Here is a 22,147-nt window from a genome sequence, read left to right as displayed (position 1 = left end):
CCGCCGGAGGCTTCGACGCCTGCCCAGAAGGACTGTCCCATGACCCAGAAGATCGCCCCCAGAGTTGCCCTCGTCACCGGTGCCTCGCGCGGGCTGGGGTCAGCCCTTGCCGAACAACTCGCGCTGCGGGGCTGGAACGTGGTGGCCGTGGCCCGCACCGTGGGCGGGCTGGAAGAGCTGGATGACCGGGTCAAGCAGGCCGGGCTGCCGGGCGCCGGGGCGCTGACGCTCGCGCCGATGGACGTGACCAACGACGACGCGATGCGGCATCTCTGCCGTAGCGTCCATGACCGCTGGGGCGGTCTTGACCTCTGGGTCCATGCGGCGATCCATGCGGCCCCGCTGGCCCCCACCGGGCACATCGACCAGAAGGACTGGGAGAAGTCGCTTGCCACCAATACCCGCGCCACCGGCATGCTGATCCCGATGGTCGAACCCCTGCTGCGCGCCCATGACGGCACCGCCCTCTTCCTCGACGACCCCCGCGCCGGGCAGCCCTTCTTCGGCTCTTACGGGGCCACGAAGGCCGCCCAGATGGCGCTGGCCCGCAGCTGGCAGGCGGAAAGCGCCAAGCACGGCCCCCGCGTCGTCATCGCCGAAGCGAAACCCCTGCCCACGGCCACCCGTGCCCGGTTCTTCCCGGGCGAGGACCGAAGCAAGCTTGCAGACCTGCAGGCCGAGGCGGCGCGGATTCTCGACACGCTCTAGGCCGGGGCCCCAAATTCCTTAAGTAAGGAATTTGACAATTTTCTTGCTTAAGAAAATTGGCCCTACCCGGCCAAAGCGCTGTCAATGGCCGACCAGAGGACCTCGACCGGCTCCACCCCCACCGACAGCCGGATGAACCCATCGGCCACCGCATCGCCCCAGCGCGCCCGGCGTTCGGCCGCGGTATGGACCCCACCAAAACTGGTGGCCTGTTCGATCAGCGGGCAGCGGGCGAGGAAGCTCTCCGCCGCTGCCTCACCTGCCAGTTCGAACCCGATCAGGAACCCGCCGTTGACCATCTGGCCGCCCACCGCCTTCTGCGAGGCATCCCCCGCCAGGCCCGGATAGCGCAGGCCCCGGACCTTTGGGTGCAAGGCCAGCCGCTCCGCGATCACCGCGGCCGAGGCACACATGCGGGTCAGGCGGACCTCCAGAGTCTCCAGCCCCCGGTGCACCAGATAGGCCTCGAACGGCCCGGGAACCGAGCCCGATTGCCGCCGCCACTCCCGCACCCGCGCCATCAGGTTGGCATCCCGCCCCGCGACATGGCCGAACAGCGCGTCGGAGTGCCCCGCCGGTGCCTTGGTATCTGCCGCTACCACGAGGTCCGCGCCAAGATCCAGCGGGCGCTGCAGCAGAGGGGTCATCGTGGTGTTGTCGCAGATCAGAAGCGCCCCGGCGGCATGGGCCTTGGTCGCCAGCGCCGCGATGTCGACCACGTCGAGGCCGGGATTGGACGGCGTTTCGATGTAGATGACCTGGAAACCGGAGAAGTCCGCCTGTTCCATCTCCAGCGTCGGGATCTGCACGACCTCGACCCCGTAGACCTGCAAGAGGTCGCGGCCAAGAAGACGGGTTACGTAGTAGCCATCCGAAGGAATCATCACCTTCGCGCCGGCCTTCAGGCAGCAGACCAGCGCCGCCGTGATCGCGGCCATTCCGGAGGGGAAGGAGACGACCTCGGCCGCTTCAAGGATCGAGAGCTGCGCCTCGACCGCGTCCCAGCTGGGTTGACCGGAACGGCCGTAGTAATGGGCTGCCCCCTGCGCCTGCGGCAGATGGAACGTGGTGGCGACGGAAATCGGCGGAACGACCGGCTCACCCAGCGACAGGCCCGCCTTGCGGTGGTGCAGAAGGCGGGCGATCAGTTCGTCGGTATCAGCGGTCATGTGGGCTCCTTGTCCGCGCTGGACGGGGTGGAGGCCCACAGCGAAATCAAGGACTTGACCGTGGGCATTTACCGGACCTTAACGGTCCGCCGCCGGTCACTCAAGCCGTGCCGGGAAACCGGGGGCGCGGAGGTCGGTCCCAAGCAGGTCCTCGAGCAGCTTGGCGATCATCGGCGACTGCGCCTCGCCGCCATAGGCCGCCTTGGCCGCGATGTAGGTCTGGTTCGTCATGCTGGCGAGGTCGAGTGGGACGCCAAACTCCTTCCCGAACCCAAGCGCAAACCCGAGGTCCTTCAGCGCCAGGTCGATGTTGAAGGCGATGTCGTAGGACCCGTTCAGGATCAGCGCGCCCTCGGTTTCATGGACGAAACTGTTTCCGGATGACGCCTTAATCGCGTGCCAGGCCTGGGCCAGATCAAGGCCCCCGCGCTTGGCCAGCATCAGCGCCTCCGACGTGGCCTTCAGGTGAATGAAGGCCAGCATGTTGGTGATCACCTTGATGATCGAGGACGACCCCAACGGCCCCATATGGAAGATCCGGTCGCCCATCGCCTGCATCGCCTTGTAGTGCAGGTCGTAAAGGTCCTTGTCCCCACCCGCGAGCATGGTGATCTTGCCCTGATAGGCCAGATGCACGCCGCCGGTCACGGGAAGCTCCATCATCCGAACGCCCCCTTCGGCGGCGATGGCGGCGAGCTTCAGCACCTCGTCCCGGCCCAGCGTCGACATCTCCACCCAGCTCGCGCCCGGCTTCATGTGCGGCAGGATGTTCCTCAACACCCGTTCCGAGACAGCCGGGGACGGCAGGCAGGTGATGACGTGGTCGACCTCGGCTGCAAGCGCCTCGGCGCTCCTGGCCAGCGTTGCGCCTGCCGCCAGCAGCGGCTCGGCAAGGGTCGGGTTCAGGTCGAAGACAGTGACCTGAAAGCCGTCCCTCACCAGGCAGCCTGCACAAGCCGCGCCGAGATTGCCAAGGCCGATGTATCCGTAACGCATTTCTTTTCCGCACCTTGCCTGGATTACTTGAAGTAGATGTTGAACCGCTTTCGAATAAGCGCGTCGATCTCGGGATCAATGCGCGACCCGGCCTTGGCAAGGATCGCATTCTTGCGCGCGATGGCCGTGTCGAGCAGCAGGGGCTTGCCCGCCTCGTTCCATTCCTTGGGCGACATGCGGTTGCCGACGTTGGGGTAGATGTATTCGGTCTGCATCAGTTTGAGCGTCTGCTCGGACCCGAGGTAATGCCCGGGACCACCCAGGCAGACGTCCTTCATCGCCTCGATGCTGGTCGAATCCGGCGTCACGTCGATGCCCCGCACCAGTCGCATCGCCTGACCCAGAAGGTCGTCCCCCAACACGAGCGATTCCAGGCAGAAGCCGAGGAGAGAAGCATGCATCCCGACCGCCTCGTAGCACATGTTGAGGCCCGCAAGCCCGGCGAGGGAGTTGGTGATCCCCTGCTCCCAGCCCGCCTGCATATCCGGAAGCTTCGAATCGCTGATACCCGACGCCGCCCCGCCCGGCAGGTCGTAGAACCGGTGCATCTGGGCGCATCCTGCGGTCAGGAGCGCCTGCTCCGCCGACCCGCCGGACATGGCGCCCGTTCTCAGATCGGAAACAAATGGCCAGGTCCCGAAGATCGCCGGAGCGCCCGGCTTGATCGCGTTCACATAGACGACGCCCGCGAGGCATTCGGCCACCGCCTGAACGATGGTCAGGGCGATGGGGGCCGGCGAGGTCGCACCAGCCTGACCAGCCGACAAGAGCAGCATGGGCATCCCGCGCCGGATGCAATCCTCCATCGTGATGCAGGACTCTTCGGCAAACTTCATCGGCGGAACGACAAAGCAGTTGGAGTTCGACACGAAGGGGCGTTCCAGCCACTTCTCCTCGCCGCCCGCCACCATGTAAATCATTTCGAAACAATCGGCGACATGGGACGGGTCGGAAAAGCTGGTCCCGACATGCTTCACGGTCCCTGACAGCGATCCATAAAGCGTGTTGAGATCCATCTCCCTGTTGTCGGCCACGTCGCGGCAGACCATCGTGCGCTGGTAGAAGTGGATGTTGTCCAGGTTGTCGACCAGGCGCGCCGCATCATACAGATCCTGAGCGGTCGAATCGCGGTACTCCAGCGTGATCGGATCGACGATATGCACCGCCGCGCCCGCTGTGCCGTAATGGACGTTGGTGCCGGAAAGGTGCAGGTCATGCTTGGGGTCGCGGGCATAAAGCGTGATGTTGCGCGCGGCGATGGCCAGCATGTCCTCGACCAGCGCACGGGGAAAGCGGATGCGGCCATCATCGCCCAGGATCGCCCCGGCCTCGGTCAGAATTTTGCGCCCGGATTCAGGGGCTTGGCTTAGACCAATCTGCTCCAGCGCGTCCAGGGCTGCGGCATGGATCTGCTGGACACCGGCCTCGGTCAGGGGCTTGTACTGACCTCCGGGAAGGCCCGCGCGGACCGGTTTCACATCATCGGCCAGGGGTGCGGACCGCAGGGCGACGCGCGCCTGTCGGCCACCCGCGCGACGGGTGCGCGCGGGTTCGCAGGTCTCGCCTGGCAGGTCGGAGAGGTCGGTCATGCCTTTACCCTTTCGGAGTTCGGATCGTGCATCGGAACGATGCTGGCGATGGCCGCGTGGCGCTGGCCCGCGACCTCGATTTCGTAGGTGGAACCCAGAATGTCGTCGTCGGTCTGGCCCTTCGCGGGGACGTAGCCCATTCCGACGGCCGACCCCAGGAAGTGGCCATAGTTGCCGCTGGTCACGGGGCCGACTATTTCCCCGTCACGGACAATCGCCTCGTTGTGGAACAGGAGCGGCTCGGGGTCCTTGAGCCGGAACTGGAGCATGCGGCGGTCGAGGCCGTGCTGTTCCTTGCGAAGGACCGCCTCACGCCCGAAGAAGGCCGGCTTCTTGCGACTGACGGTGAAACCGAGGCCCGCTTCCAGCACGTGGTCCTCGTCGGTGATATCATGGCCCCAGTGGCGGTAGGCCTTTTCGATCCGGCAGCTGTCCAAGGTATGAAGCCCGCAGAGTTTCAGATCGGGCGCGGCCTCCATGATCGCCTCGAAGACGTGGGCAGTCTGGTCGGTCGGTATATACAACTCCCACCCAAGCTCGCCCACATAGGTCACGCGATGGGCGCGGGCGAGGCCCATGCCGATCTCGATTTCCCGCGCTGTGCCAAAGGGATGTGCGGCGTTGCTGAAGTCGTTGGGCGAGACTTTGCCCAAGACTTCGCGCGCTTCCGGCCCCATCAGGCAGAGGACGGACTCGGCAGCGGTGACGTCGGTGATGACGGCGAAGTCGTCCCCGACATGGGCGCGCATCCAGGCGAGGTTGCGTTGCAGGGTTGCGCCGGGGACGACGGCGAGGAAGGCAGTTTCCGACAGGCGGGTGATGGTAAGATCGGCCTCTATCCCTCCGCGTTCATTGAGGAACATGGTGTAGACGATGCGGCCCACGGGGACGTCGACTTGCGCCGAGGAGATCCGGTTGAGGAAGGCGCAGGCGTCGCGGCCCTCGATCCTGATCTTGCCGAAGCTCGTCATGTCGAAGAGGCCCGCCTTCGTGCGGACGGCCATGTGTTCGGCGCGCTGGTTCTCGAACCAGTTCTGGCGTTTCCAGGAGTAGCGGTATTCCCGTTCCTGGCCTTCGTTCGCGAACCAGTTGGCGCGTTCCCAGCCCGCGACCTCGCCAAACACCGCGCCACGGGCTTTCAGATGCTCGTGGATCGGCGAGCGGCGGACGCCCCGCGACGTCACCACCTGGCGGTAGGGGAAATGGTCGGCGTAGAGCAACCCGAGCGTCTCGGAAACCCGCTCCTTCAGGTAGCGGCGGTTCTTCTGGAAGGGCTGGGCGCGGCGGATGTCGACTTCCCAGAGGTCGAAGGGCGGCTCGCCCTCGGTGATCCAGTGCGCCAACGCCTGGCCCGCCCCGCCAGAGGAGACGATGCCGATCGAATTGTATCCGGCGGCGATCCAATAGCCCTTCACTTCGGGCGCTTCGCCCAGGTAGTAGCGGTCGTCGGGGGTGAAGGATTCCGGCCCGTTGAAGAAGGTGTGGATGCCCGCGGTCTGGAACAGCGGCATGCGGTTCATCGCCTGTTCCAGGATGGGCATGAAGTGGTCCCAGTCCTCGGGCAGCGTATCGAACTCGAAGTCCTTGCGGATGCCCTCCATGCCCCAGGGCTTGGCCTTGGGCTCGAAGGCGCCGAGCATCATTTTCCCGGCGTCCTGCTTGTAATAGGCGCATTCGTCGGGGACACGGAGGACGGGCAAATCTCCAAGCCCGTCAACGGGTTCGGTGACGAGGTAAAAGTGCTCGCAGGCATGGAGCGGCAGGGTCACGCCGTTCTGCGCGGCAAGGTCGCGGCCCCACATGCCGCCGCAGTTGACGATGACGTCGGCCTCGATGTGGCCCGGCCCTTCGTCGGTCTCATAGTCCACGCCCGTCACGCGGCCACCAGAGGTCGTGACCTTGGTGACCAGCGTGTTCTCGTAGATCTTCGCCCCCCGCATCCGCGCGCCTTTTGCCAAAGCCATCGCGATGTTGGCCGGATCGCATTGTCCATCCAATGGCAACGCCACCGCGCCGACGACGCCATCGATGTTCAGGTGCGGATACTTGGCCTTCGCCTCCTGCGGGCTGATCTCATGGACCTCGACGTTGAAGATCCGCGCCACCGTGGCTTGCCGCAAAAGCTCCTCGTGCCGCTCTTTCGTGAGCGCGACCGAGATGGAGCCGACCTGCTTCATCCCCGTGGCGACGCCCGTCTCAGCCTCCAGCCCCCGGTAGAGGTCCGCCGAATACTTCGCCAGCCGCGTCATGTTCGCCGACCCGCGCAGCTGGCCGATCAGCCCCGCCGCGTGCCAGGTCGTGCCCGAAGTCAGCTTGCGGCGCTCCAGCAGCACCACGTCGGTCCAGCCTGCTTTGGCCAGGTGATAGGCCACCGAACAGCCCGAGACCCCGCCCCCGATCACCACCGCCCGCGCCTTGGTTGGAATTTCAGCCATTCCGTTGGTCTTTCATCTTTGCACAAATATCCCGGGGGTCCGGGGGCTGGCCCCCGGTCCGCCCGCCGTCACGCGCGGATGCGCTCGTTCTTCGCGTCCCAGGCCGGTCCGTCGGGCAGGACCGTGGCCTTCATCCGATCGCCGAAGATTTCCACTTCGACCTCGGTCCCCGGCACCGCGAGGTCCACCCGCAGCATCCCCAGGGCCATCGAATGCCCGACGCGGTAACCCCAGGCGCCCGAGGTCGTCTCACCCACAACCTGCCCGTTATGCCAAAGCGTCGACATGTAGGGCGCGTCGCACTCTCCGGCCTCGACCTTCAGACTGACGAAGCGCTTCTTCACGCCGCGCTGTTTCTCGGCCTGCAACGCGGGTTTGCCCGGGAAGTCATGCCCCCAGTCGATGAACCGATCAAGCCCGCCTTCCAGAAGCGTATAGTCGGTCGACAGATCGCCCTTCCAGGCGCGGTAGCCCTTCTCGATCCGCAAGCTGTTCAGCGCCTTCATGCCGAAGGGCTTGGCGCCGCCCGCGAGAAGCGCATCGTAGATCGCCGGGGCGTCGTCGCGGTCGCAGTGGATTTCCCAGCCGAGTTCCCCGGCGAAGGACACACGCACCAGCGCCACGTCGCGGCCGGCGACCTTCGCGGTGAACTGGACCGAGAGCCAGGGGAGCGTCAGGTCGGCCTCGGAGAGCCCAGCCAACAGCTCGCGCGCCTTCGGGCCGGTGACGATGAAGCAGTGGATCTTGTCCGACCAGTCCTCGAGCATGACGCCCGCAGGCAAGCCCTTGCGCAGGATGTCGGCGTCGTGCCCTTGGGCCACAGCGGCAGTGATGACGCCCACGTCGTCGTCGCTGGCGGGGATGCAGGTCATCTCGGTGACGATGCGGCCGCGGGCGTCGGCGAAGTAGATCAGTCCCATCCGCCCCGGCTGCGGCAGCTTCGAGGCCGTCAGCGAGGCCAGATGCGCCCGCGCGCCTGGCCCGACCAGCCGCAGGCGGGTGAAGCCCGGCAGGTCAAGGACGCCCACGCCATCCCGCACGGCCTCACATTCGGCCTTGATCCGCGGCTCCCACGGGCCGGCCCTGCCCCATGTCTGGGTGGACTCCCAGGAGGTGTCGTCGCCCGGCTGGGCGAACCATTCCGCCCGCTCCCACCCGTTGTAGGGCGCGAACTGGGCGCCGAGGGCTTTCAGCCGGTCATGCACCGGAGAGAGCTTCCGGTCCGGCGCGGCGGGCCAGCGGGCCATCGGGAAATGCATCCCGTATTCGTGGCCGTAAACCTCCATCCCCTTCTGGACGAGGTAGTCGTGATCCTCCCAGCCGTTGAAGCGGCGCGGGTCGCAGGACCACATGTCCCATTCCGTCCCGCCTTCCGTCACCCATTCCGCCAGCACCTTGCCCGCGCCGCCCGCCTGGCAGATGCCGAAGGTGAAGACGCAGGCCTCGAAGGCGTTGGGGACCCCCGGCATCGGGCCGATCAGCGGGTTGCCGTCCGGCGTATAGGGGATCGGGCCGTTGATGACCTTGGTCAGGTTCGCCTGCGTCAGAAGCGGCACGCGGGCCATCGCGTCGTTGATGTGCCACTCGATCCGTTCCAGGTCGTCGGGGAAGAGCTGGAAGCTGAAATCCTCGGGCATCGGGTCGTCGGGCGTGGCCCAATGCGCGCGACAGGGGTTCTCGTAAGGGCCGAGGTTGAAGCCCATCTTCTCTTGCCGAAGGTAGTAGGACGAGTCGACGTCGCGCAGGAGTGGAAGCTTGTGGCCGACCTCCTTCGTCCAGGCTTCCAACTCCGGGATGGTGTCGAAGAGGAGGTACTGATGGCTCATCACCATCATCGGCACGCGGCGACCGAACATGGCACCGACATGGGCCGCATAATAGCCGCCCGCGTTGACGACATATTCGCAGCGGACCTCGCCTTTGGGCGTGGAGAGCACCCATTCGGCACCCGTCCACTTCGCCGCCGTGACCGGGCAGAACCGTTCCACCCGCGCGCCCATCTGCCGCGCCCCGGCGGCCAGCGCCTGGGTCAGTTGCGCCGGGTCGATGTCCCCGTCATAGGGATCATAGAGCGCCCCGGTCAGGTCATGCGTCTCGACGAAGGGGTACTTCGACCGGATCTCATCGGGGCCAAGGATCGACAGGTCCATCCCCTGATAGCGCCCCATGCCGACGACGCGCTTGAACTCCTGCAGCCGTTCCTTGGAATGCCCCAGGCGCACCGATCCGGTCACGTGGTAGTTCATCGGGTAGTTCACCGCCTCGCCCAGGCCCCGGTAGAGGCTGGCCGAGTAGCGCTGCATGTTCATGATCGACCAGCTGGAGGAAAAGGTCGGCACGTTCCCCGCCGCGTGCCAGGTCGACCCGGCGGTCAGCTCGTTCTTCTCCAGCAGCAGCGCATCCGTCCACCCCGCCTTCGCCAGGTGATAGAGCGCCGAGGCCCCCACGGCCCCCCCGCCGATGATCACCACCCGAGCCTGCGCAAAATCCGCCATCGCCGCCTCCCTCAACCCCCTGCACTATCCGCCGCCACGCGCCCGCTTTCAATTCGGGCAGAGCCGGGGTATTGATCGACAAACCCGATCAAGCCTTTCACATTTGCCCAAATATCCTCTGGGGGTCCGGGGGGCGAAGCGCCCCCGGGGCCTGCCACAAGCGCCGCGGCCCATCCATGCAGATCGACCTCCTCGACACCTTCCTCGACCTCGCCGAGACGCGCAGCTTCCACCGCACGGCGGAACGCCTTCGGATCACCCAGTCCACCGTCTCGGCCCGGGTCACCGCGCTGGAGCAGGCCGTGGGCTCGCGCCTCTTCGACCGCTCGCGCGCGGGCACCGATCTCACGCCCGAGGGCAAGCGTTTCGAGCCGCATGCCCGGGCGCTCAGGCACGAATGGAACGAGGCGCGGCGGCGGATCCAGATCCCGCAGGGCGCGCAGCAGCTTCTGCGGCTCGGCATCCAGAACGACCTGGCGGCGGTCTACCTGGGCGACTGGGTGGCCGAGTTCCGCGCGGCCTTCCCGGAAACCGCCTTCTACATCGAGCCCGACTATTCCAACCAGATGTGCGCGGATCTACTGACCGGGATCCTCGACTTCGCGGTGATGTTCAGCCCCAAGCCCCATCCCGACCTGCATTTCGACAGCGTGGGCGATGTGACCTACCAGATGGTCTCGACCGACACCGCGCGGCTTGCGGACATAAGCCCAAAGCGCTTCGTCTTCGCCCATTTCTCTCCGGCCTTCGAGGAGATGCACCGCCAGACGACGCCCGAGCTGGCCACTTCGCCGGTGTCCGTTGGCCAGTCCGGGTCGGTCGTCTCGCTCCTGACGGCGATGGGCGGCTCGGGCTATGTCCTGGAGAAAACCGCGCAGGAGTTGATCGCGACGCCCCGCTTCATGGCGGTGGAAGACGCCCCGCCCCTGCGCCAACCGGTCTTTGCCGCGATCCACATCCGGCACCGCACCCTGCCGTTGCATCGCAGGCTGACGCAGCTCGTCGCCGGCCATTTCCGCGCGGGAAAGTAGGGGGGAGGTCCGCCCCTACCGTCAGAACTCCATCTGCACCCGATGGCCCGGTGCATGGGCCAGGCGGACCAGGGTGACCGGCCCGGCGACCCCGCGCGTCGTCCGTTCCGCCACCAGAAGCGCGGTCCCCGGCGGAACACCCAGCACCTCGGCCTCCCGCGCCGTGGCCGGTTCGGCAGTGAAGGCGATGTCGCCGGACACCAGGCTCACATGCGTCACCAGCCACTCATTCGCGCTCGTCCGCGCAAAGTCCGGCGGGGGCGAGGGCAGGACGGCCGGGTTCAGCCAGCGCGTCTCGAGCACGAAGGGGCGGCCCGCAGCCCGGTGGAGCGTCTCGAGGTAGCGCATCCCTTGTCCCTCTGGCAGGCCAAGCCGTGCCGCCACGGTGGCCGGCGCGGGGATCCCTTCGTCGGCCAGCAGCTGGAAGTCGTAGGCAAGGCCCCGGCCCAACACGTCGAGACGGATCACCGGGATCTCCAGCCGCGCCCGCCGTACCGGAAGGGCCGCCACCCGCGTTCCCGCCCGCTTCTTCCGCTCGATCACCCCCGCCTCGGCCAGCGCGGTCAGGGCGCGGTTCACCGTGGCCCGCGCCACGCCGAATTCCTGGGCCAGCGCCTCTTCCCCCGGGATCAGCGCACCGGGCGGCCAGTCGCGCGCCCGGATGCGACGCAGGACCTCGGCCCGGATGTCCTCCCAGCCGGTCAAAGCGCGTCCCGCAGGCGGCGCATCGTTGCGCGGAAGCGGGCCTCCACCGCGTCGCGGGCGATGTGGCGGCCCTGCCGGACGATGTGGCGGCCAGCGGACCAGAGGTCGGTCACCAGCCCGTCCCGGCCTGCGAAGACGAAGGCGTCAAGCAGCTGGTCGCCGTCGAACCCTTCCAGCCGCAGATCGCCGGCGTCCAGCGCCAGAAGGTCGGCCCACTCTCCCACCTCGATCCGCCCCCTTCCGCGACCGGCCGCCTTCGCCCCGCCTTTCGCCGCCTCCTCCCACAGAAGCCGACCCGTCGACCGCCCATCCGCCATCACCGCCCGCGCCTTGCGTCCAAGGCGTTGTGAATACTCCAGAAGCCGCAGTTCCTCGGCCAGGGAGATGCGGACATTCGAGTCGCTTCCGACCCCGAAACCCCCGCCCGCCGTCAGCCATCCCGGCCCATCAAAGATGCCGTCGCCCAGGTTCGCCTCGGTGATCGGGCAAAGGCCCGCCACCGCGCTGGTCCGCGCCAGCGCCGCGGTCTCTGCCGAGGTCATCTGCGTCGCATGGATCATGCACCAGCGCCCGTCCAGCGGCAGGTTCGCGACCGCCCAGTCCACTGGCCGCGCGCCCCAAGCGGCCTCGACCTCGGCCACTTCGGCAAGCTGTTCGGCGATGTGAATGTGGATCGGGCCTTCGGTCATCCCGGCCACCCGGTCCAGCGTCGCCCGGCTGACCGCCCGCAGGGAATGGGGTGCCATGCCAAGGACGGCGTCCGGCAAGCCGCTCATGGCTTTGCGCGCGCCCTCCAGCACCGTCGCATAGGTGTTCTGCGAGGACCCAAAGCGCAGCTGCCCGCCCGACAGCGCCCGGCCATCGACGCCCCCCTGTTCGTAGATCACCGGCAGGTGCGTAAGGCCCAGCCCGGTTTCCCCGGCCGCCGCAATGATCCGCGCCGACATCTCTGCCGGATCGGCGTAGGTGCCGCCGCCGACGGGGTGGTGGAGGTAATGGAACTCGCAGACCGCCGAGAACCCGGCTTCGGCCATCTCGACCATCGCCTGGGCCGCGATGGCCTGGACATCCTCGGGCGAAAGGCGGTCGAGGAAGCGGTACATCAGCGCGCGCCAGGTCCAGAAGCTGTCCTGCCCCGCCGTCCGCGCTTCGGTCAGGCCCGCCATCGCGCGCTGGAAGGTGTGGGAGTGCAGGTTGACCGGCGCGGGAAGGAGCACGCCGTTCCCCTGCCCCGCGACGCCCGTGGTAACCTCGGCGATCCGGCCCTGTTCGACGCGGATGCGGACGTCCCTGGCCCAGCCGTGGGGCAAGAGCGCAGTGGCAGCGTGAAGGATCATGGCGACTCGCTTGACTTGCATTATGTCTAGACATATTAGCCAATGCATCACGCATAAGGCAAGCCGATGCTCCTGACCCACGCCACCCTTGCGACAATGACCGGCGGTTACGGCCTGATCCCCGACGCCGCCGTGGCGCTGGAGGGGGACCGGATCGCCTGGGTGGGGCCGATGGCGGACCTGCCATTGGCCTATCGTGGGCTGGCCGAGCACGACTGCGCCGGGCGGCTGGTGACGCCGGGGCTGATCGACTGCCACACCCACGCGGTCTTCGCAGGCCACAGGGCGGTGGAGTTCGAGCTGCGGCTGAAGGGCGCGAGCTATGAAGAGATCGCGCGGGCCGGGGGCGGGATCCTCTCCACCGTGACCGCCACGCGGGCGGCGTCGGAGGAGGAGTTGCTGGCGCGTGCCCTGCCCCGTGTTGACCAGTTGATAGCCAGCGGCGCCACGACCATCGAGGTCAAGTCCGGCTACGGGCTGACCGTCGCGGACGAGTTGAAGATGCTCCGCGTGGCCCGCCGGATCGGGCAGTCGCGGCCGGTGACGGTGCGGACCACGCACCTCGCCGCCCACGCCATTCCGCCGGAATACAAAGGCCGCGCAACGGCTTACATCGCCGAGGTCGCGCTGCCGTCGCTCCGCCAGGCCCATGCCGAGGGGCTGGTCGACGCGGTGGATGCCTTCTGTGAAGGGATCGCCTTTTCGGTCGAGGAGCTGCAGCCCCTTTTCGCCGAGGCACGAGCTTTCGGACTGCCGGTGAAACTCCATGCCGAGCAGCTGTCGGACCTTGGCGGCGCGGCCTTTGCGGCGAGCCACGGGGCGCTGTCGGCAGACCATCTGGAATATCTCTCGCCCGAGGGTGTCGCGGCGATAGCGCGGGCCGGTACCGTGGCGGTCATCCTGCCGGGGGCCTTCTACACTCTGCGCGAGACCCAGGTTCCGCCCATCGCGGCGCTGCGTCAGGCGGGCGTGCCGATGGCGGTGGCGACGGACCTGAACCCCGGTTCCTCGCCCATGGCCTCGCTGCCGCTGGCGATGAACATGGCCTGCACGCTGTTCCGACTGACGCCGGAAGAGGCGCTGCTGGGGACCACCGCCCATGCCGCCCGCGCCCTTGGACTGGCCGACAGGGGCCGCATCGCGCCGGGTCTTCGGGCCGATCTGTGCATCTGGGATGCCGATCACCCGGCGGAACTGAGCTACCGCATCGGGGCCACGGCGCTCCACCAACGTATATACGGAGGCCGTCTTGGCTGAGATCCTCGTCCCCGGTCAGGTGACCCTCGCGCAGCTGGAGCGTATATACAGCCAGGCCCTGCCCGCCCGCCTGCATGACAGCGCCCGGCCGGGCATCGAACGCGCGGCCAGCCACATCGCGGCGGCGGCAAATGGCAGCGCGGCGGTCTATGGGGTGAACACGGGCTTCGGCAAGCTTGCAAGCATCAAGATCGCCGCGGAAGACACCGCTACGCTTCAGAAAAACCTGATCCTGTCGCATTGCTGCGGAGTCGGTGCTCCGATGCCCGAGGACGTGGCGCGGCTGATGATGGTGCTGAAGCTCTTGTCGTTGGGTCGCGGCGCCTCGGGTGTCCGGCCCGAGGTGGTGGCGCTGATCGAGGGGATGCTGGCGCAAGGCGTGACCCCGGTTATCCCGGACCAAGGCTCGGTCGGGGCCTCGGGTGATCTTGCGCCTCTGGCCCACATGACTGCGGTGATGATCGGTCATGGCGAGGCTCTGGTGGACGGTCAGGTGAAGCCCGGAGCTGAAGCGCTTGCCAGCAAAGGCCTTTCCCCGATCACGCTGGGCGCGAAGGAAGGTTTGGCTCTGATCAACGGGACGCAGTTCTCCACAGCTTACGCGCTGGCGGGCCTTTTCCAGGCCTGGCAAGCGGCGCGGGAGGCGCTGGTGATCTCGGCGCTGTCTACCGACGCGATCATGGGATCGACCGCGCCGCTGGAGCCGGAGATCCACACCCTGCGCGGACAGCCAGGCCAGATTGCCGCAGCTGCCACGATGCGCGCGCTGCTGGCGGGGTCGGAGATCCGTGAAAGCCACCGCGAGGGCGACACGCGGGTCCAGGACCCCTATTGCATCCGTTGCCAACCCCAGGTCACGGGGGCCGCGATGGATGTCCTTCGGATGGCCGCGCGGACGCTGGAGATCGAGGCGAACGCGGCGACCGACAACCCGCTTGTCCTGTCCGACGGCCAGATCGTCAGCGGTGGCAACTTCCACGCCGAACCTGTTGGTTTCGCTGCCGATATGATCGCGATGGCGGTGGCGGAGATCGGCGCGATTTCTCAACGCAGGGTCGCGCTGATGGTGGACCCGACGCTGTCCTTCGACTTGCCCGCGTTCCTGACGCCGAAGCCCGGCCTCAACTCGGGCCTCATGATAGCCGAAGTGACGACGGCCGCGCTGATGAGCGAGAACAAGCACCTCGCCCACCCGACGGTCATCGACTCGACCCCCACGAGCGCGAACCAGGAGGACCATGTCAGCATGGCCGCCCATGGCGCGCGGCGGCTGCGGCGGATGGTGAAGAACCTGAACGTGATCCTGGGCGTGGAGGCGATGTGCGCTGCGCAAGGCGTCGAATTCCGCGCGCCCTTGCGCACCTCGCCCCCCCTGCAGGCCGCGGTCCGGGCGCTGCGGACAGAGGTCCATGCGTTGGAGGAAGACCGCTACCTCGCCCCCGACCTGGCCAAGGCTGCCGCTTTGGTGGCTGAGGGGGCACTCTCGGAGGCGACGGGCGTCACATTGCCCGACCTTTCCCCATTTCATGTCTGAAAATATCCTCTGGGGGTCCGGGGGGCGACGCGCCCCCGGGGTCTCCCACCCCGCGATGGAGCCAAGAATGACGAACCCCCGCCACAACCTCCGCGACGTCTACCCGCCGACTGGCCCCGAAAAGACCGCCAAGACCTGGGCCGGCGAGGCCGCAATGCGGATGCTGATGAACAACCTGCATCCCGACGTGGCCGAGAACCCGCATGAGTTGGTGGTCTATGGCGGGATCGGGCGGGCGGCGCGGACCTGGGAGGATTTCGACCGGATCGTCGCGGGGCTGAAGGACCTGGAGGCAGACGAGACGCTGGTGGTGCAGTCGGGCAAGCCCGTGGCCATCGTGCGGACTCACACCGACGCGCCGCGGGTGCTGATCGCGAACTCGAACCTCGTGCCGCACTGGGCGACCTGGGCGCATTTCAACGAGTTGGATAAGAAGGGCCTGATGATGTACGGCCAGATGACCGCGGGGTCCTGGATCTACATCGGCACGCAAGGGATCGTGCAGGGGACCTACGAGACTTTCGCCGAGGCGGGGCGGCAGCACTATGGCGGGGACCTGAAGGGTCGCTGGATCCTGACGGGCGGTCTGGGCGGAATGGGGGGCGCGCAGCCCCTGGCGGCGGTGATGGCCGGGGCCTGCTGTCTGGCGGTTGAGGTCGACGAGACGCGGATCGATTTCCGTATTCGAACCCGGTATCTGGACGCGAAGGCCAAGACGCTGGACGAGGCCCTCTCTCTCATCGCGGAATGGACGGCGAAGGGCGAGGCGAAGTCGGTGGGCCTGCTGGGCAACGCGGCGGAGGTGTTTCCGGAGCTGCTCGCCCGGATGAAGGCCGGGGGTGTCAGGCCCGACATCGTGACCGACCAGACCTCGGCGCATGATCCGCTGCATGGGTATTGCCCCTCTGGGTGGTCGGTCGCGGAGTGGCGGGCCAAGCAGGAGACGGACCCGAAGGCCGTCGAGACGGCGGCAAGGGCCTCGATGCGGGCGCATGTCGAGGCGATGGTGGGGTTCTGGAATGCCGGGGTCCCGACGCTCGACTACGGCAACAACATCCGCCAGGTGGCAAAGGAGGAGGGGTTCGAGAACGCCTTCGCCTTCCCTGGGTTTGTCCCGGCCTATATCCGGCCGCTCTTCTGCAAGGGGATCGGACCGTTCCGCTGGTGTGCCCTGTCGGGCGATCCGGAGGATATCCGCAAGACCGACGCGGCGATGAAGCGGCTGTTTCCGGAGAACGCCCACCTGCACCGCTGGCTCGACATGGCGGGGGAGCGGATCGCGTTCCAGGGCCTGCCCGCGCGCATCTGCTGGATTGGCCTGGGCGACCGGCATCGGGCGGGGCTGATGTTCAACGAGATGGTGGCGAGCGGAGAGCTGAAGGCGCCGATCGTGATCGGGCGGGATCATCTGGACTCGGGGTCGGTCGCCTCGCCCAACCGGGAGACCGAGGCGATGAAGGACGGGTCGGACGCGGTCAGCGACTGGCCGCTTCTGAATGCGCTGGTCAACACCGCCTCGGGGGCGACCTGGGTTTCGCTCCATCATGGCGGCGGCGTTGGCATGGGGTTCAGCCAGCACGCCGGCGTGGTGATCCTGGCGGACGGGACGCCAGAGGCGGCGAAACGGCTGGAGCGGGTGTTGTGGAACGATCCCGCCTCGGGCGTGTGGCGGCATGCGGATGCGGGGTATGAGACGGCCATCCAATGCGCGAAGGACCACGGGCTGCGCCTGCCGGGGATCCTGGGGAACTGAGGCACTGGCGAACGTAGGGTGGGCGCATCGCCCACCCTACCGGGCCGCGCCAGGCTGAGACCGCGTCAAGTCCTGCTCGAAGCGCGGGCAAGCGCAGCGGAGAAAGCCTCAGCGCTCGGTCGCGCCTTTGCCGGCCAGGATCTTTGCCCTGCCCTTTTCGATGCGCGACAGCCGCGTGGCGGACGTCTTGGCGTCATTCAGAAACAGCGCCCAGCTTTTCTGGCGGCCGGGCGTCAGAGCGGCGAAAGCCTCGGCCAGGTCGGGGTCGCTGTCGAGGACTTCGACCAGTTCCGGGGGAAGGTCGACCTCGGCGGTCTCTTTCGGCGGCAGGAGGCCCTGTTCGGCATAGCGCATCGCCTGGGTCAGATAGGCGCGAATGACCGTTTCCAGGCGCGCGGGCCCGTCGGTGTCCGTAAAGCGGATGCAGTCGGCGTGACGGGTGTTCGGTCCCTGCTTTTCCAGGATGCCCTCCGGGTCCTGCATCAGGGCCGCATTCATGAAGGTAAGGCGAAAGTCGCCGCGGAAGGCTCCGAAGAGCGCAATGTTGCGGTCAGCGTGCATATAGCAGGGATGGCCCCATTTGGCGACCTCGACCAGGCCCGCCCCGCGGCAGATGCGGCGCAGGGTCAGAAGGCCCGGAAGCCAGAGACGGGTCGAGCAGTCCGGGGTGGCAAAGCGGTCGCAGCGGCCGCAGCCCTTGTCGAAGAAAATGTCAGGGTCGGTGATCATCACGCGGTCAGGCATCTGGACCTCCTGCCGGGCCAGTCTGGCAGGCTGGGGCGGGGGCGCAAGGCCCTTGGAGGGGAATCGGGCGGTTCCCGCCGCAACAACCCCCGGTTTAGCAGCCCATCGTTCGCCAAACCGCGTCATTCCACGCCAGCGCCACGATCTTTCCCCGGATTTCCCCGGAAGGGGTCACGGAGCGCACAACTTCGGCGTGTGTAAAGGTTAACAGAACCAAGTTAGGGAGAAGAAGATGGCCCGTTCCAAGTACATGCTGTCCTGGTGCTTCCGCGCAGTGTGGCGCGAGGATCCGACGCTTCGGCGCATCAGCTCTCTCGAGGCTTACCGTCAGGGTCCGGCCAAGCCGCCGGTTCCGGTCTTCGCCGCCCGCAAGACCCGTCTGGTCTGACACCGCCGTCCCGGCGGATCGGATACCTCTCCCCCCCGGGGAAAGGAGATGCCCCTGTCCTACTGCTGCGCCGGGACAGGGGCGTCGGTTTTCAGGCGACGCGCGGGTTCTTTCCCGCTTCGCGCCAGATCGGGTTCGACCAGGCCCGCCGACCGGCGGCGTCGATGACCGAGATGCGGACCCAGGGGCTGCCGAGCAGCCGGTCCAAAGGCACCTCGGCCCGGGTCATGGAATGGCCATGCACCCCCCGCGCCCCCGTCCCCCAGCCAAGCGCCACGACCGAGGCGGCGGCAGAGCATTCCACATAGGCCGTCTCGCCCTCGATCCGGACGTCATGGATCTGCGGACCCTGGCTGGCGTAGAAATCCCCCCGTTTCAGGGCGGCCAGCAGCGCTTCGGGCGTGTTCTCGGTGGCCTTGACCATGACCCAGCCGCCGAAATGGTCGGGTTCGTGGAAATGCGCGTCGTCGGTGGCGATGAGCGTGAGGCGGCGGCCTTCGGTCAGGAGGAGATCGGCAATTCCCGCCCCGTCCGGCCGGTCGCAGCCCGCGGCGCAGCCGTGGTTGTAGATCTCGACGGCATGGGCGGCTTCGATGGAGCGGGCATCGGCAAGCGTGAGGCCGGACCATTGCGGGTGCGCGATGGCAACGAAGGCTCCGGCGGCGACGGCGCGTGCGGCGATCTCGGGGCCGGTCTCTTGCCCGGGCTCTGCGATGAAGCTGGTCGTGGTGGGCGGCGCGAAGTCATCGGGCAGGCCCACGGCCAGGATATGCCAGAGTTCGCCGTTCGATTGCGCACCGGAATGAAGCTCGGCCCCGATGAGCGTGGTGAAGCCCGCGTCGCGGTAGGGGCGCGTGTCGGTCATCGGATAGCCGTAGATGCCGATGAAGTGGTCGGTGATCGCAAGGAAGTCGTAGCCCTCGGCCTTGTAGCGGCGGCAGACCTCTTCCGCCGAGAGGACGCCGTCGGAGTTGGTGCAGTGCGTATGCAGGTTGCCGCGCCAGAAACGTCCGGGCGCGGTGAAGGCGGAAGGGCGCAGCATGTTGATCCTCGTGCAACAGTTCGGCGAAACCTTGCCCGGTGACGCAAAACTCGGCAAGGGAATGTCGTGACTTCCGGTCGAAGATGCTATCTTTCTGCAATGTTTGGTTGTGTGAGGGTATCATGTCACTGGATCGTCTTCCGTCGGGCGAAGGTTCTTTCAAGGCGACGGAGGACGAGACGCGCGGTCTTGCCGCCCGAATGGCGGATCAGAGCGTGGCGGCGGCAGGCTTCCTGAAGGCGCTGAGCCACGAGGGGCGGCTGATGATCCTTTATCACCTCGCGGGCGGCGAGAAGTCGGTGACCGAGCTCGAGACGCTGCTTGGCCAGCGCCAGGCGGCGGTCAGCCAGCAGCTGGCGCGGTTGCGGCTGGAGGGACTGGTTGCCACCCGGCGCGACGGCAAGGCGATCTACTACGCGATCCGGGATGAACGGGTCATGGCGCTGCTGCGGATCCTGCCCGAGCTTTTCCCCGAGGCTGCCTGAGGCGCGCGCGGTCCTGGTGGGCGGGGTCTAGCCCCGTCCGATATAGGGCATGTCGCGGGCCATGATCGTCACGAAGGGTGTGTTCACCTCCAAGGGCAGGCTGGCCATGTGCAGGACCATGCGGGCCACGTGGTCCACGTCCATCACCGGTTCGACCCGGATGTCACCGCTGGCTTGCGGCACGCCCTTGGTGAACTTGGCGGCCATGTCGGTCAGGGCATTGCCGATGTCGATCTGCGCGCAGGCGATGTCGAAGGCACGGCCGTCGAGGCCAAGCGTGCGGGTCAGGCCGGTGACGGCGTGTTTCGACATCGTGTAGGGGGTCGAGCCAGGCCGGGGCACATGGGCCGAGATCGAGCCGTTGTTGATGATCCGCCCGCCGCGCGGGTTCTGCCGACGCATGATGCCGAAGGCTGCGCGGGCGCAGAGGAACATGCCGGTGATGTTGGTGCGGCTGACGTCGAGCCAGGTCTCGACCGGGATCTCGTCGATGGGCGCGGCGGGGGCCGAGATGCCGGCGTTGTTGAAGAGAACGTCCAGACGGTCGAGCCCGGCGAAGGCGGCTTCGACCTCGGACGGCTCGCCCACGTCGGCGGTCAGGATCCGGGCGCTGTGGCCGGCGGCGGTTTCCTCCAGCGTCTCGCGGCGGCGTCCCAGAAGGGTGACGTCCCAGCCCTCGGCCAGGAAAAGGCGGGCGGTGGCACGGCCGATGCCGGCGCCAGCGCCGGTGATGAGGATGGAGCGGGTCATGGGGCCTCTGTCAGGTATCCGTATTTGAGAAGCCAGAGTGCTGCGCGCCCCACGACGGCGGGCGGCAGTTCGCTGGCGGTGGCGATCTCGGCCTCGGTCGCGCCCTGGGGACCGGCGGCGGCATAGGCGGCGAGGATTGCAGCGATCCGGTCGGGACGGTCGACCAGGCGGCGGCGGACGGAATAGTTGCGCAGCGCAAACATCTCGGCCGGAGCGGGGGCGGGTCGGCCGGAGGCGCGGAGGCGGCGGTCAGCGGGCGCGAAGGCGGTGGGATAGTCGGCAAACATCGGGTCCCGGGCGGGCCCGCCGGGGACCCGGCCCGGCGGCACGGGCGAAAGCGCGGCCCCACCCCGCCCGCGGGCGTGGGCGAGCATCGCGGCCTGCTCGGCCCAGAGCGCCTGCATCGCGGGGATCACTGCCGACCAGTCGTAATGCTGGCGCGCCCTTGCCCGGCCCGCCGCACCCATCCGGGCCCGAAGCTCGGGGTCCAGCGCCAGCTTCACAAGCGCCCGGCTCAGCGCGCCAAGGTCCACGGGGGTCAGGGCGGAGACCTGGCCCAGGTACTGGACATAGCTGTCCGTGCCGCCGAGGTGGCGCTGGCTGAGATAGGTCGAGAGGCCCGCGCGCGGCAGTTCGGTCGGGATGCGGAAGCCCACCTCGGGCGTGACGGTGTCCTTCATCCCGTCCCAATCCGAGACGACGACCGGCAGGCCCGCGGCCATCGCCTCGATCGGGGCAAGGCCGAACGTCTCTTGCAGGTTGTCGATCGGGAAGACGAAGATGTCGCCGCCCGAGAGCGTGGCCTTGCGCTCGACCGGGTCGCCGCCGTCCAGGAGGTGATAGCTGCAGGAGGGCATGATGCGGGCGGCGGCCTCGGCGAAGGCGGCTTCCCAGAGCGGTTCCTTGAACTGGCCGCAGAAGACCAGGTGCAGCTTGCCGCCGCCCTGCGCCGAGACCTCGGCCGATGCGGCTTCGAGCGCGAGGAACAGCGGCAGGGGGTCGAACTTTTCGTCTGGCGTAAGGCGGGCGATGGTGACGGCCACCACGTCGCGCGCGCCTGCCCCGACCCGATCGCGCAGCCCCTGCCCCAAGGCCCGGTCGGGCTGGAAGTCCTTGCAGGAGATTCCAAGCGGAATGACCGGCAGCAGCGGTCGGGCGGGCAGCTCTGCCCCGGGGAAGCGCCGCGCGAGATGGGCCTCGGCCAGTTCCATCAACCGGCGGAGCGAGGCCTGGACGGCCCTGGAGGTGCAGATCACCGCATCCCAGGGCATCTGCGGCGCCGAGCGCAGGTCGAAGACAGTCTGCATCACATTGCGGGTCGCGGTGGTGTGGGTGATGCCGCAAAGCGCCCAGGCGGCGGCCCCATGCGCGGCCCGGCGCCAGCATTCGGTCGGAGTGATCGGCGCGGGGTAGGACACGATCTCGACCGGGGACAGGGCTGCCGGCGCGTCGAGCCGCACTGCCCGCACAGGGCGCGTCACGCCCTCGGACGCCGCGATGCGGGCGAAGGCGGCATGGTCGGCCTGGGCATGGGCAAGCGAGACGAACTCATCGACATCGGCATGGGCGAAGAAGCCGCGCAGGAAGCCCTCGCCTGCCACGCGCCGGCCGTTGATGCCGCGGACGGTCGGATCATATCCGTCGGACGTGTACCAGATGGCGGCGTTGGTGGCGGGCATGCGGGCCTTTTCCGGGCGGGACGCCTATTCGGTAGAGGCTGGCCTGGCAT

General features: G+C 67.6%; 18 protein-coding genes. 7 read left to right on the top strand and 11 right to left on the bottom strand.

What is annotated here, in order from left to right; all coding sequences use genetic code 11:
- The first annotated feature begins 39 nt into the window (after nucleotides 1-39).
- Entirely contained in the window at nucleotides 40-708 is a 669-nt protein-coding gene (locus tag ACE3Q6_RS12095; RefSeq protein WP_374432496.1) for an SDR family NAD(P)-dependent oxidoreductase, read from the top strand.
- Between the two features lie 62 nt (nucleotides 709-770).
- Here ACE3Q6_RS12095 and ACE3Q6_RS12090 read toward each other — a convergent pair whose 3' ends face one another.
- From ACE3Q6_RS12090 to ACE3Q6_RS12070, 5 genes are all read right to left on the bottom strand, one after another.
- Nucleotides 771-1,877 (bottom strand): cystathionine gamma-lyase, encoded by a 1,107-nt coding sequence (locus tag ACE3Q6_RS12090; protein WP_374432494.1) that lies wholly within the window; start codon nucleotides 1,875-1,877, stop codon nucleotides 771-773.
- A 96-nt stretch (nucleotides 1,878-1,973) separates the two neighbouring features.
- On the bottom strand, nucleotides 1,974-2,873 hold the full coding sequence (locus ACE3Q6_RS12085) for an NAD(P)-dependent oxidoreductase (protein WP_374432493.1): 900 nt from the start codon (nucleotides 2,871-2,873) through the stop codon (nucleotides 1,974-1,976).
- A gap of 23 nt (nucleotides 2,874-2,896) precedes the next feature.
- Nucleotides 2,897-4,462, bottom strand: coding sequence for a trimethylamine methyltransferase family protein (locus ACE3Q6_RS12080; RefSeq protein WP_374432492.1), 1,566 nt, complete (start codon nucleotides 4,460-4,462; stop codon nucleotides 2,897-2,899).
- Nucleotides 4,459-6,897 (bottom strand): FAD-dependent oxidoreductase, encoded by a 2,439-nt coding sequence (locus ACE3Q6_RS12075; protein ID WP_374432491.1) that lies wholly within the window; start codon nucleotides 6,895-6,897, stop codon nucleotides 4,459-4,461. Before ACE3Q6_RS12075 ends, ACE3Q6_RS12080 begins: the two co-directional genes overlap by 4 nt.
- 68 nt (nucleotides 6,898-6,965) lie before the next feature.
- Nucleotides 6,966-9,392: an FAD-dependent oxidoreductase gene (locus tag ACE3Q6_RS12070; RefSeq protein WP_374432490.1), complete on the bottom strand. Its 2,427-nt coding sequence runs from the start codon at nucleotides 9,390-9,392 to the stop codon at nucleotides 6,966-6,968.
- Nucleotides 9,393-9,568: 176 nt separating this feature from the next.
- Here ACE3Q6_RS12070 and ACE3Q6_RS12065 point away from each other — a divergent pair, with 176 nt between their 5' ends.
- Complete coding sequence (locus ACE3Q6_RS12065) at nucleotides 9,569-10,423, top strand: LysR family transcriptional regulator (protein WP_374432489.1); 855 nt, start codon at nucleotides 9,569-9,571, stop codon at nucleotides 10,421-10,423.
- A gap of 21 nt (nucleotides 10,424-10,444) precedes the next feature.
- Here the strand turns inward: ACE3Q6_RS12065 and ACE3Q6_RS12060 are convergent, their stop codons facing one another.
- The gene (locus ACE3Q6_RS12060; RefSeq protein ID WP_374432488.1) at nucleotides 10,445-11,128 is read right to left on the bottom strand and encodes a GntR family transcriptional regulator; all 684 of its coding nucleotides are present in this window, start codon (nucleotides 11,126-11,128) and stop codon (nucleotides 10,445-10,447) included.
- Nucleotides 11,125-12,465 (bottom strand): formimidoylglutamate deiminase, encoded by a 1,341-nt coding sequence (locus tag ACE3Q6_RS12055; RefSeq protein ID WP_374432487.1) that lies wholly within the window; start codon nucleotides 12,463-12,465, stop codon nucleotides 11,125-11,127. The genes ACE3Q6_RS12060 and ACE3Q6_RS12055 overlap by 4 nt, the downstream gene beginning before the upstream one ends.
- 66 nt (nucleotides 12,466-12,531) lie before the next feature.
- Here ACE3Q6_RS12055 and hutI point away from each other — a divergent pair, with 66 nt between their 5' ends.
- From hutI to hutU, 3 genes are all read left to right on the top strand, one after another.
- Nucleotides 12,532-13,722, top strand: a complete 1,191-nt coding sequence (hutI, locus tag ACE3Q6_RS12050; RefSeq protein WP_374432486.1) for an imidazolonepropionase — start codon at nucleotides 12,532-12,534, stop codon at nucleotides 13,720-13,722.
- Entirely contained in the window at nucleotides 13,715-15,256 is a 1,542-nt protein-coding gene (gene hutH, locus ACE3Q6_RS12045) for a histidine ammonia-lyase (protein ID WP_374432485.1), read from the top strand. The genes hutI and hutH overlap by 8 nt, the downstream gene beginning before the upstream one ends.
- 67 nt (nucleotides 15,257-15,323) lie before the next feature.
- Nucleotides 15,324-17,009, top strand: a complete 1,686-nt coding sequence (gene hutU / locus ACE3Q6_RS12040; protein ID WP_374432484.1) for a urocanate hydratase — start codon at nucleotides 15,324-15,326, stop codon at nucleotides 17,007-17,009.
- Between the two features lie 108 nt (nucleotides 17,010-17,117).
- Here hutU and ACE3Q6_RS12035 read toward each other — a convergent pair whose 3' ends face one another.
- Nucleotides 17,118-17,753 (bottom strand): YdeI family protein, encoded by a 636-nt coding sequence (locus tag ACE3Q6_RS12035; protein WP_374432483.1) that lies wholly within the window; start codon nucleotides 17,751-17,753, stop codon nucleotides 17,118-17,120.
- A gap of 232 nt (nucleotides 17,754-17,985) precedes the next feature.
- On the opposite strand from ACE3Q6_RS12035, the gene ACE3Q6_RS12030 reads away from it, so the two are divergent.
- Nucleotides 17,986-18,141 (top strand): hypothetical protein, encoded by a 156-nt coding sequence (locus ACE3Q6_RS12030; protein WP_374432482.1) that lies wholly within the window; start codon nucleotides 17,986-17,988, stop codon nucleotides 18,139-18,141.
- Nucleotides 18,142-18,232: 91 nt separating this feature from the next.
- On the opposite strand, the gene ACE3Q6_RS12025 is transcribed toward ACE3Q6_RS12030, so the two are convergent.
- Nucleotides 18,233-19,183 (bottom strand): CehA/McbA family metallohydrolase, encoded by a 951-nt coding sequence (locus ACE3Q6_RS12025; RefSeq protein ID WP_374432481.1) that lies wholly within the window; start codon nucleotides 19,181-19,183, stop codon nucleotides 18,233-18,235.
- A gap of 200 nt (nucleotides 19,184-19,383) precedes the next feature.
- Between ACE3Q6_RS12025 and ACE3Q6_RS12020 the strand changes: the two genes are divergently transcribed.
- Nucleotides 19,384-19,668 (top strand): ArsR/SmtB family transcription factor, encoded by a 285-nt coding sequence (locus tag ACE3Q6_RS12020; RefSeq protein WP_374432480.1) that lies wholly within the window; start codon nucleotides 19,384-19,386, stop codon nucleotides 19,666-19,668.
- Nucleotides 19,669-19,695: 27 nt separating this feature from the next.
- Here ACE3Q6_RS12020 and ACE3Q6_RS12015 read toward each other — a convergent pair whose 3' ends face one another.
- Together ACE3Q6_RS12015 and ACE3Q6_RS12010 are read right to left on the bottom strand one after the other, a co-directional pair.
- Complete coding sequence (locus ACE3Q6_RS12015; RefSeq protein WP_374432479.1) at nucleotides 19,696-20,418, bottom strand: SDR family oxidoreductase; 723 nt, start codon at nucleotides 20,416-20,418, stop codon at nucleotides 19,696-19,698.
- A complete protein-coding gene (locus ACE3Q6_RS12010) occupies nucleotides 20,415-22,097 on the bottom strand; it encodes a glycosyltransferase family 4 protein (protein ID WP_374432478.1) in 1,683 nt (560 codons plus the stop codon). The genes ACE3Q6_RS12015 and ACE3Q6_RS12010 overlap by 4 nt, the downstream gene beginning before the upstream one ends.
- Nucleotides 22,098-22,147 lie beyond the last annotated feature (50 nt).

The organism is Tabrizicola sp., from assembly GCF_041913445.1.
GTDB lineage: Bacteria > Pseudomonadota > Alphaproteobacteria > Rhodobacterales > Rhodobacteraceae > Tabrizicola.
Note: the sequence above shows the minus strand (reverse complement) of the source record. Positions and strands in the feature narration are given on the sequence as shown.

What these genes read in the sequence shown, in the direction of transcription:
- ACE3Q6_RS12095 (WP_374432496.1), top strand. Translation starts at nt 40, where the DNA reads ATGACCCAGAAGATCGCCCCCAGAGTTGCCCTCGTCACCGGTGCCTCG.
- ACE3Q6_RS12090 (WP_374432494.1), bottom strand. Translation starts at nt 1,877, where the DNA reads ATGACCGCTGATACCGACGAACTGATCGCCCGCCTTCTGCACCACCGC.
- ACE3Q6_RS12085 (WP_374432493.1), bottom strand. Translation starts at nt 2,873, where the DNA reads ATGCGTTACGGATACATCGGCCTTGGCAATCTCGGCGCGGCTTGTGCA.
- ACE3Q6_RS12080 (WP_374432492.1), bottom strand. Translation starts at nt 4,462, where the DNA reads ATGACCGACCTCTCCGACCTGCCAGGCGAGACCTGCGAACCCGCGCGC.
- ACE3Q6_RS12075 (WP_374432491.1), bottom strand. Translation starts at nt 6,897, where the DNA reads ATGGCTGAAATTCCAACCAAGGCGCGGGCGGTGGTGATCGGGGGCGGG.
- ACE3Q6_RS12070 (WP_374432490.1), bottom strand. Translation starts at nt 9,392, where the DNA reads ATGGCGGATTTTGCGCAGGCTCGGGTGGTGATCATCGGCGGGGGGGCC.
- ACE3Q6_RS12065 (WP_374432489.1), top strand. Translation starts at nt 9,569, where the DNA reads ATGCAGATCGACCTCCTCGACACCTTCCTCGACCTCGCCGAGACGCGC.
- ACE3Q6_RS12055 (WP_374432487.1), bottom strand. Translation starts at nt 12,465, where the DNA reads ATGATCCTTCACGCTGCCACTGCGCTCTTGCCCCACGGCTGGGCCAGG.
- hutI (WP_374432486.1), top strand. Translation starts at nt 12,532, where the DNA reads ATGCTCCTGACCCACGCCACCCTTGCGACAATGACCGGCGGTTACGGC.
- hutU (WP_374432484.1), top strand. Translation starts at nt 15,324, where the DNA reads ATGACGAACCCCCGCCACAACCTCCGCGACGTCTACCCGCCGACTGGC.
- ACE3Q6_RS12035 (WP_374432483.1), bottom strand. Translation starts at nt 17,753, where the DNA reads ATGCCTGACCGCGTGATGATCACCGACCCTGACATTTTCTTCGACAAG.
- ACE3Q6_RS12030 (WP_374432482.1), top strand. Translation starts at nt 17,986, where the DNA reads ATGGCCCGTTCCAAGTACATGCTGTCCTGGTGCTTCCGCGCAGTGTGG.
- ACE3Q6_RS12025 (WP_374432481.1), bottom strand. Translation starts at nt 19,183, where the DNA reads ATGCTGCGCCCTTCCGCCTTCACCGCGCCCGGACGTTTCTGGCGCGGC.
- ACE3Q6_RS12020 (WP_374432480.1), top strand. Translation starts at nt 19,384, where the DNA reads ATGGCGGATCAGAGCGTGGCGGCGGCAGGCTTCCTGAAGGCGCTGAGC.
- ACE3Q6_RS12015 (WP_374432479.1), bottom strand. Translation starts at nt 20,418, where the DNA reads ATGACCCGCTCCATCCTCATCACCGGCGCTGGCGCCGGCATCGGCCGT.
- ACE3Q6_RS12010 (WP_374432478.1), bottom strand. Translation starts at nt 22,097, where the DNA reads ATGCCCGCCACCAACGCCGCCATCTGGTACACGTCCGACGGATATGAT.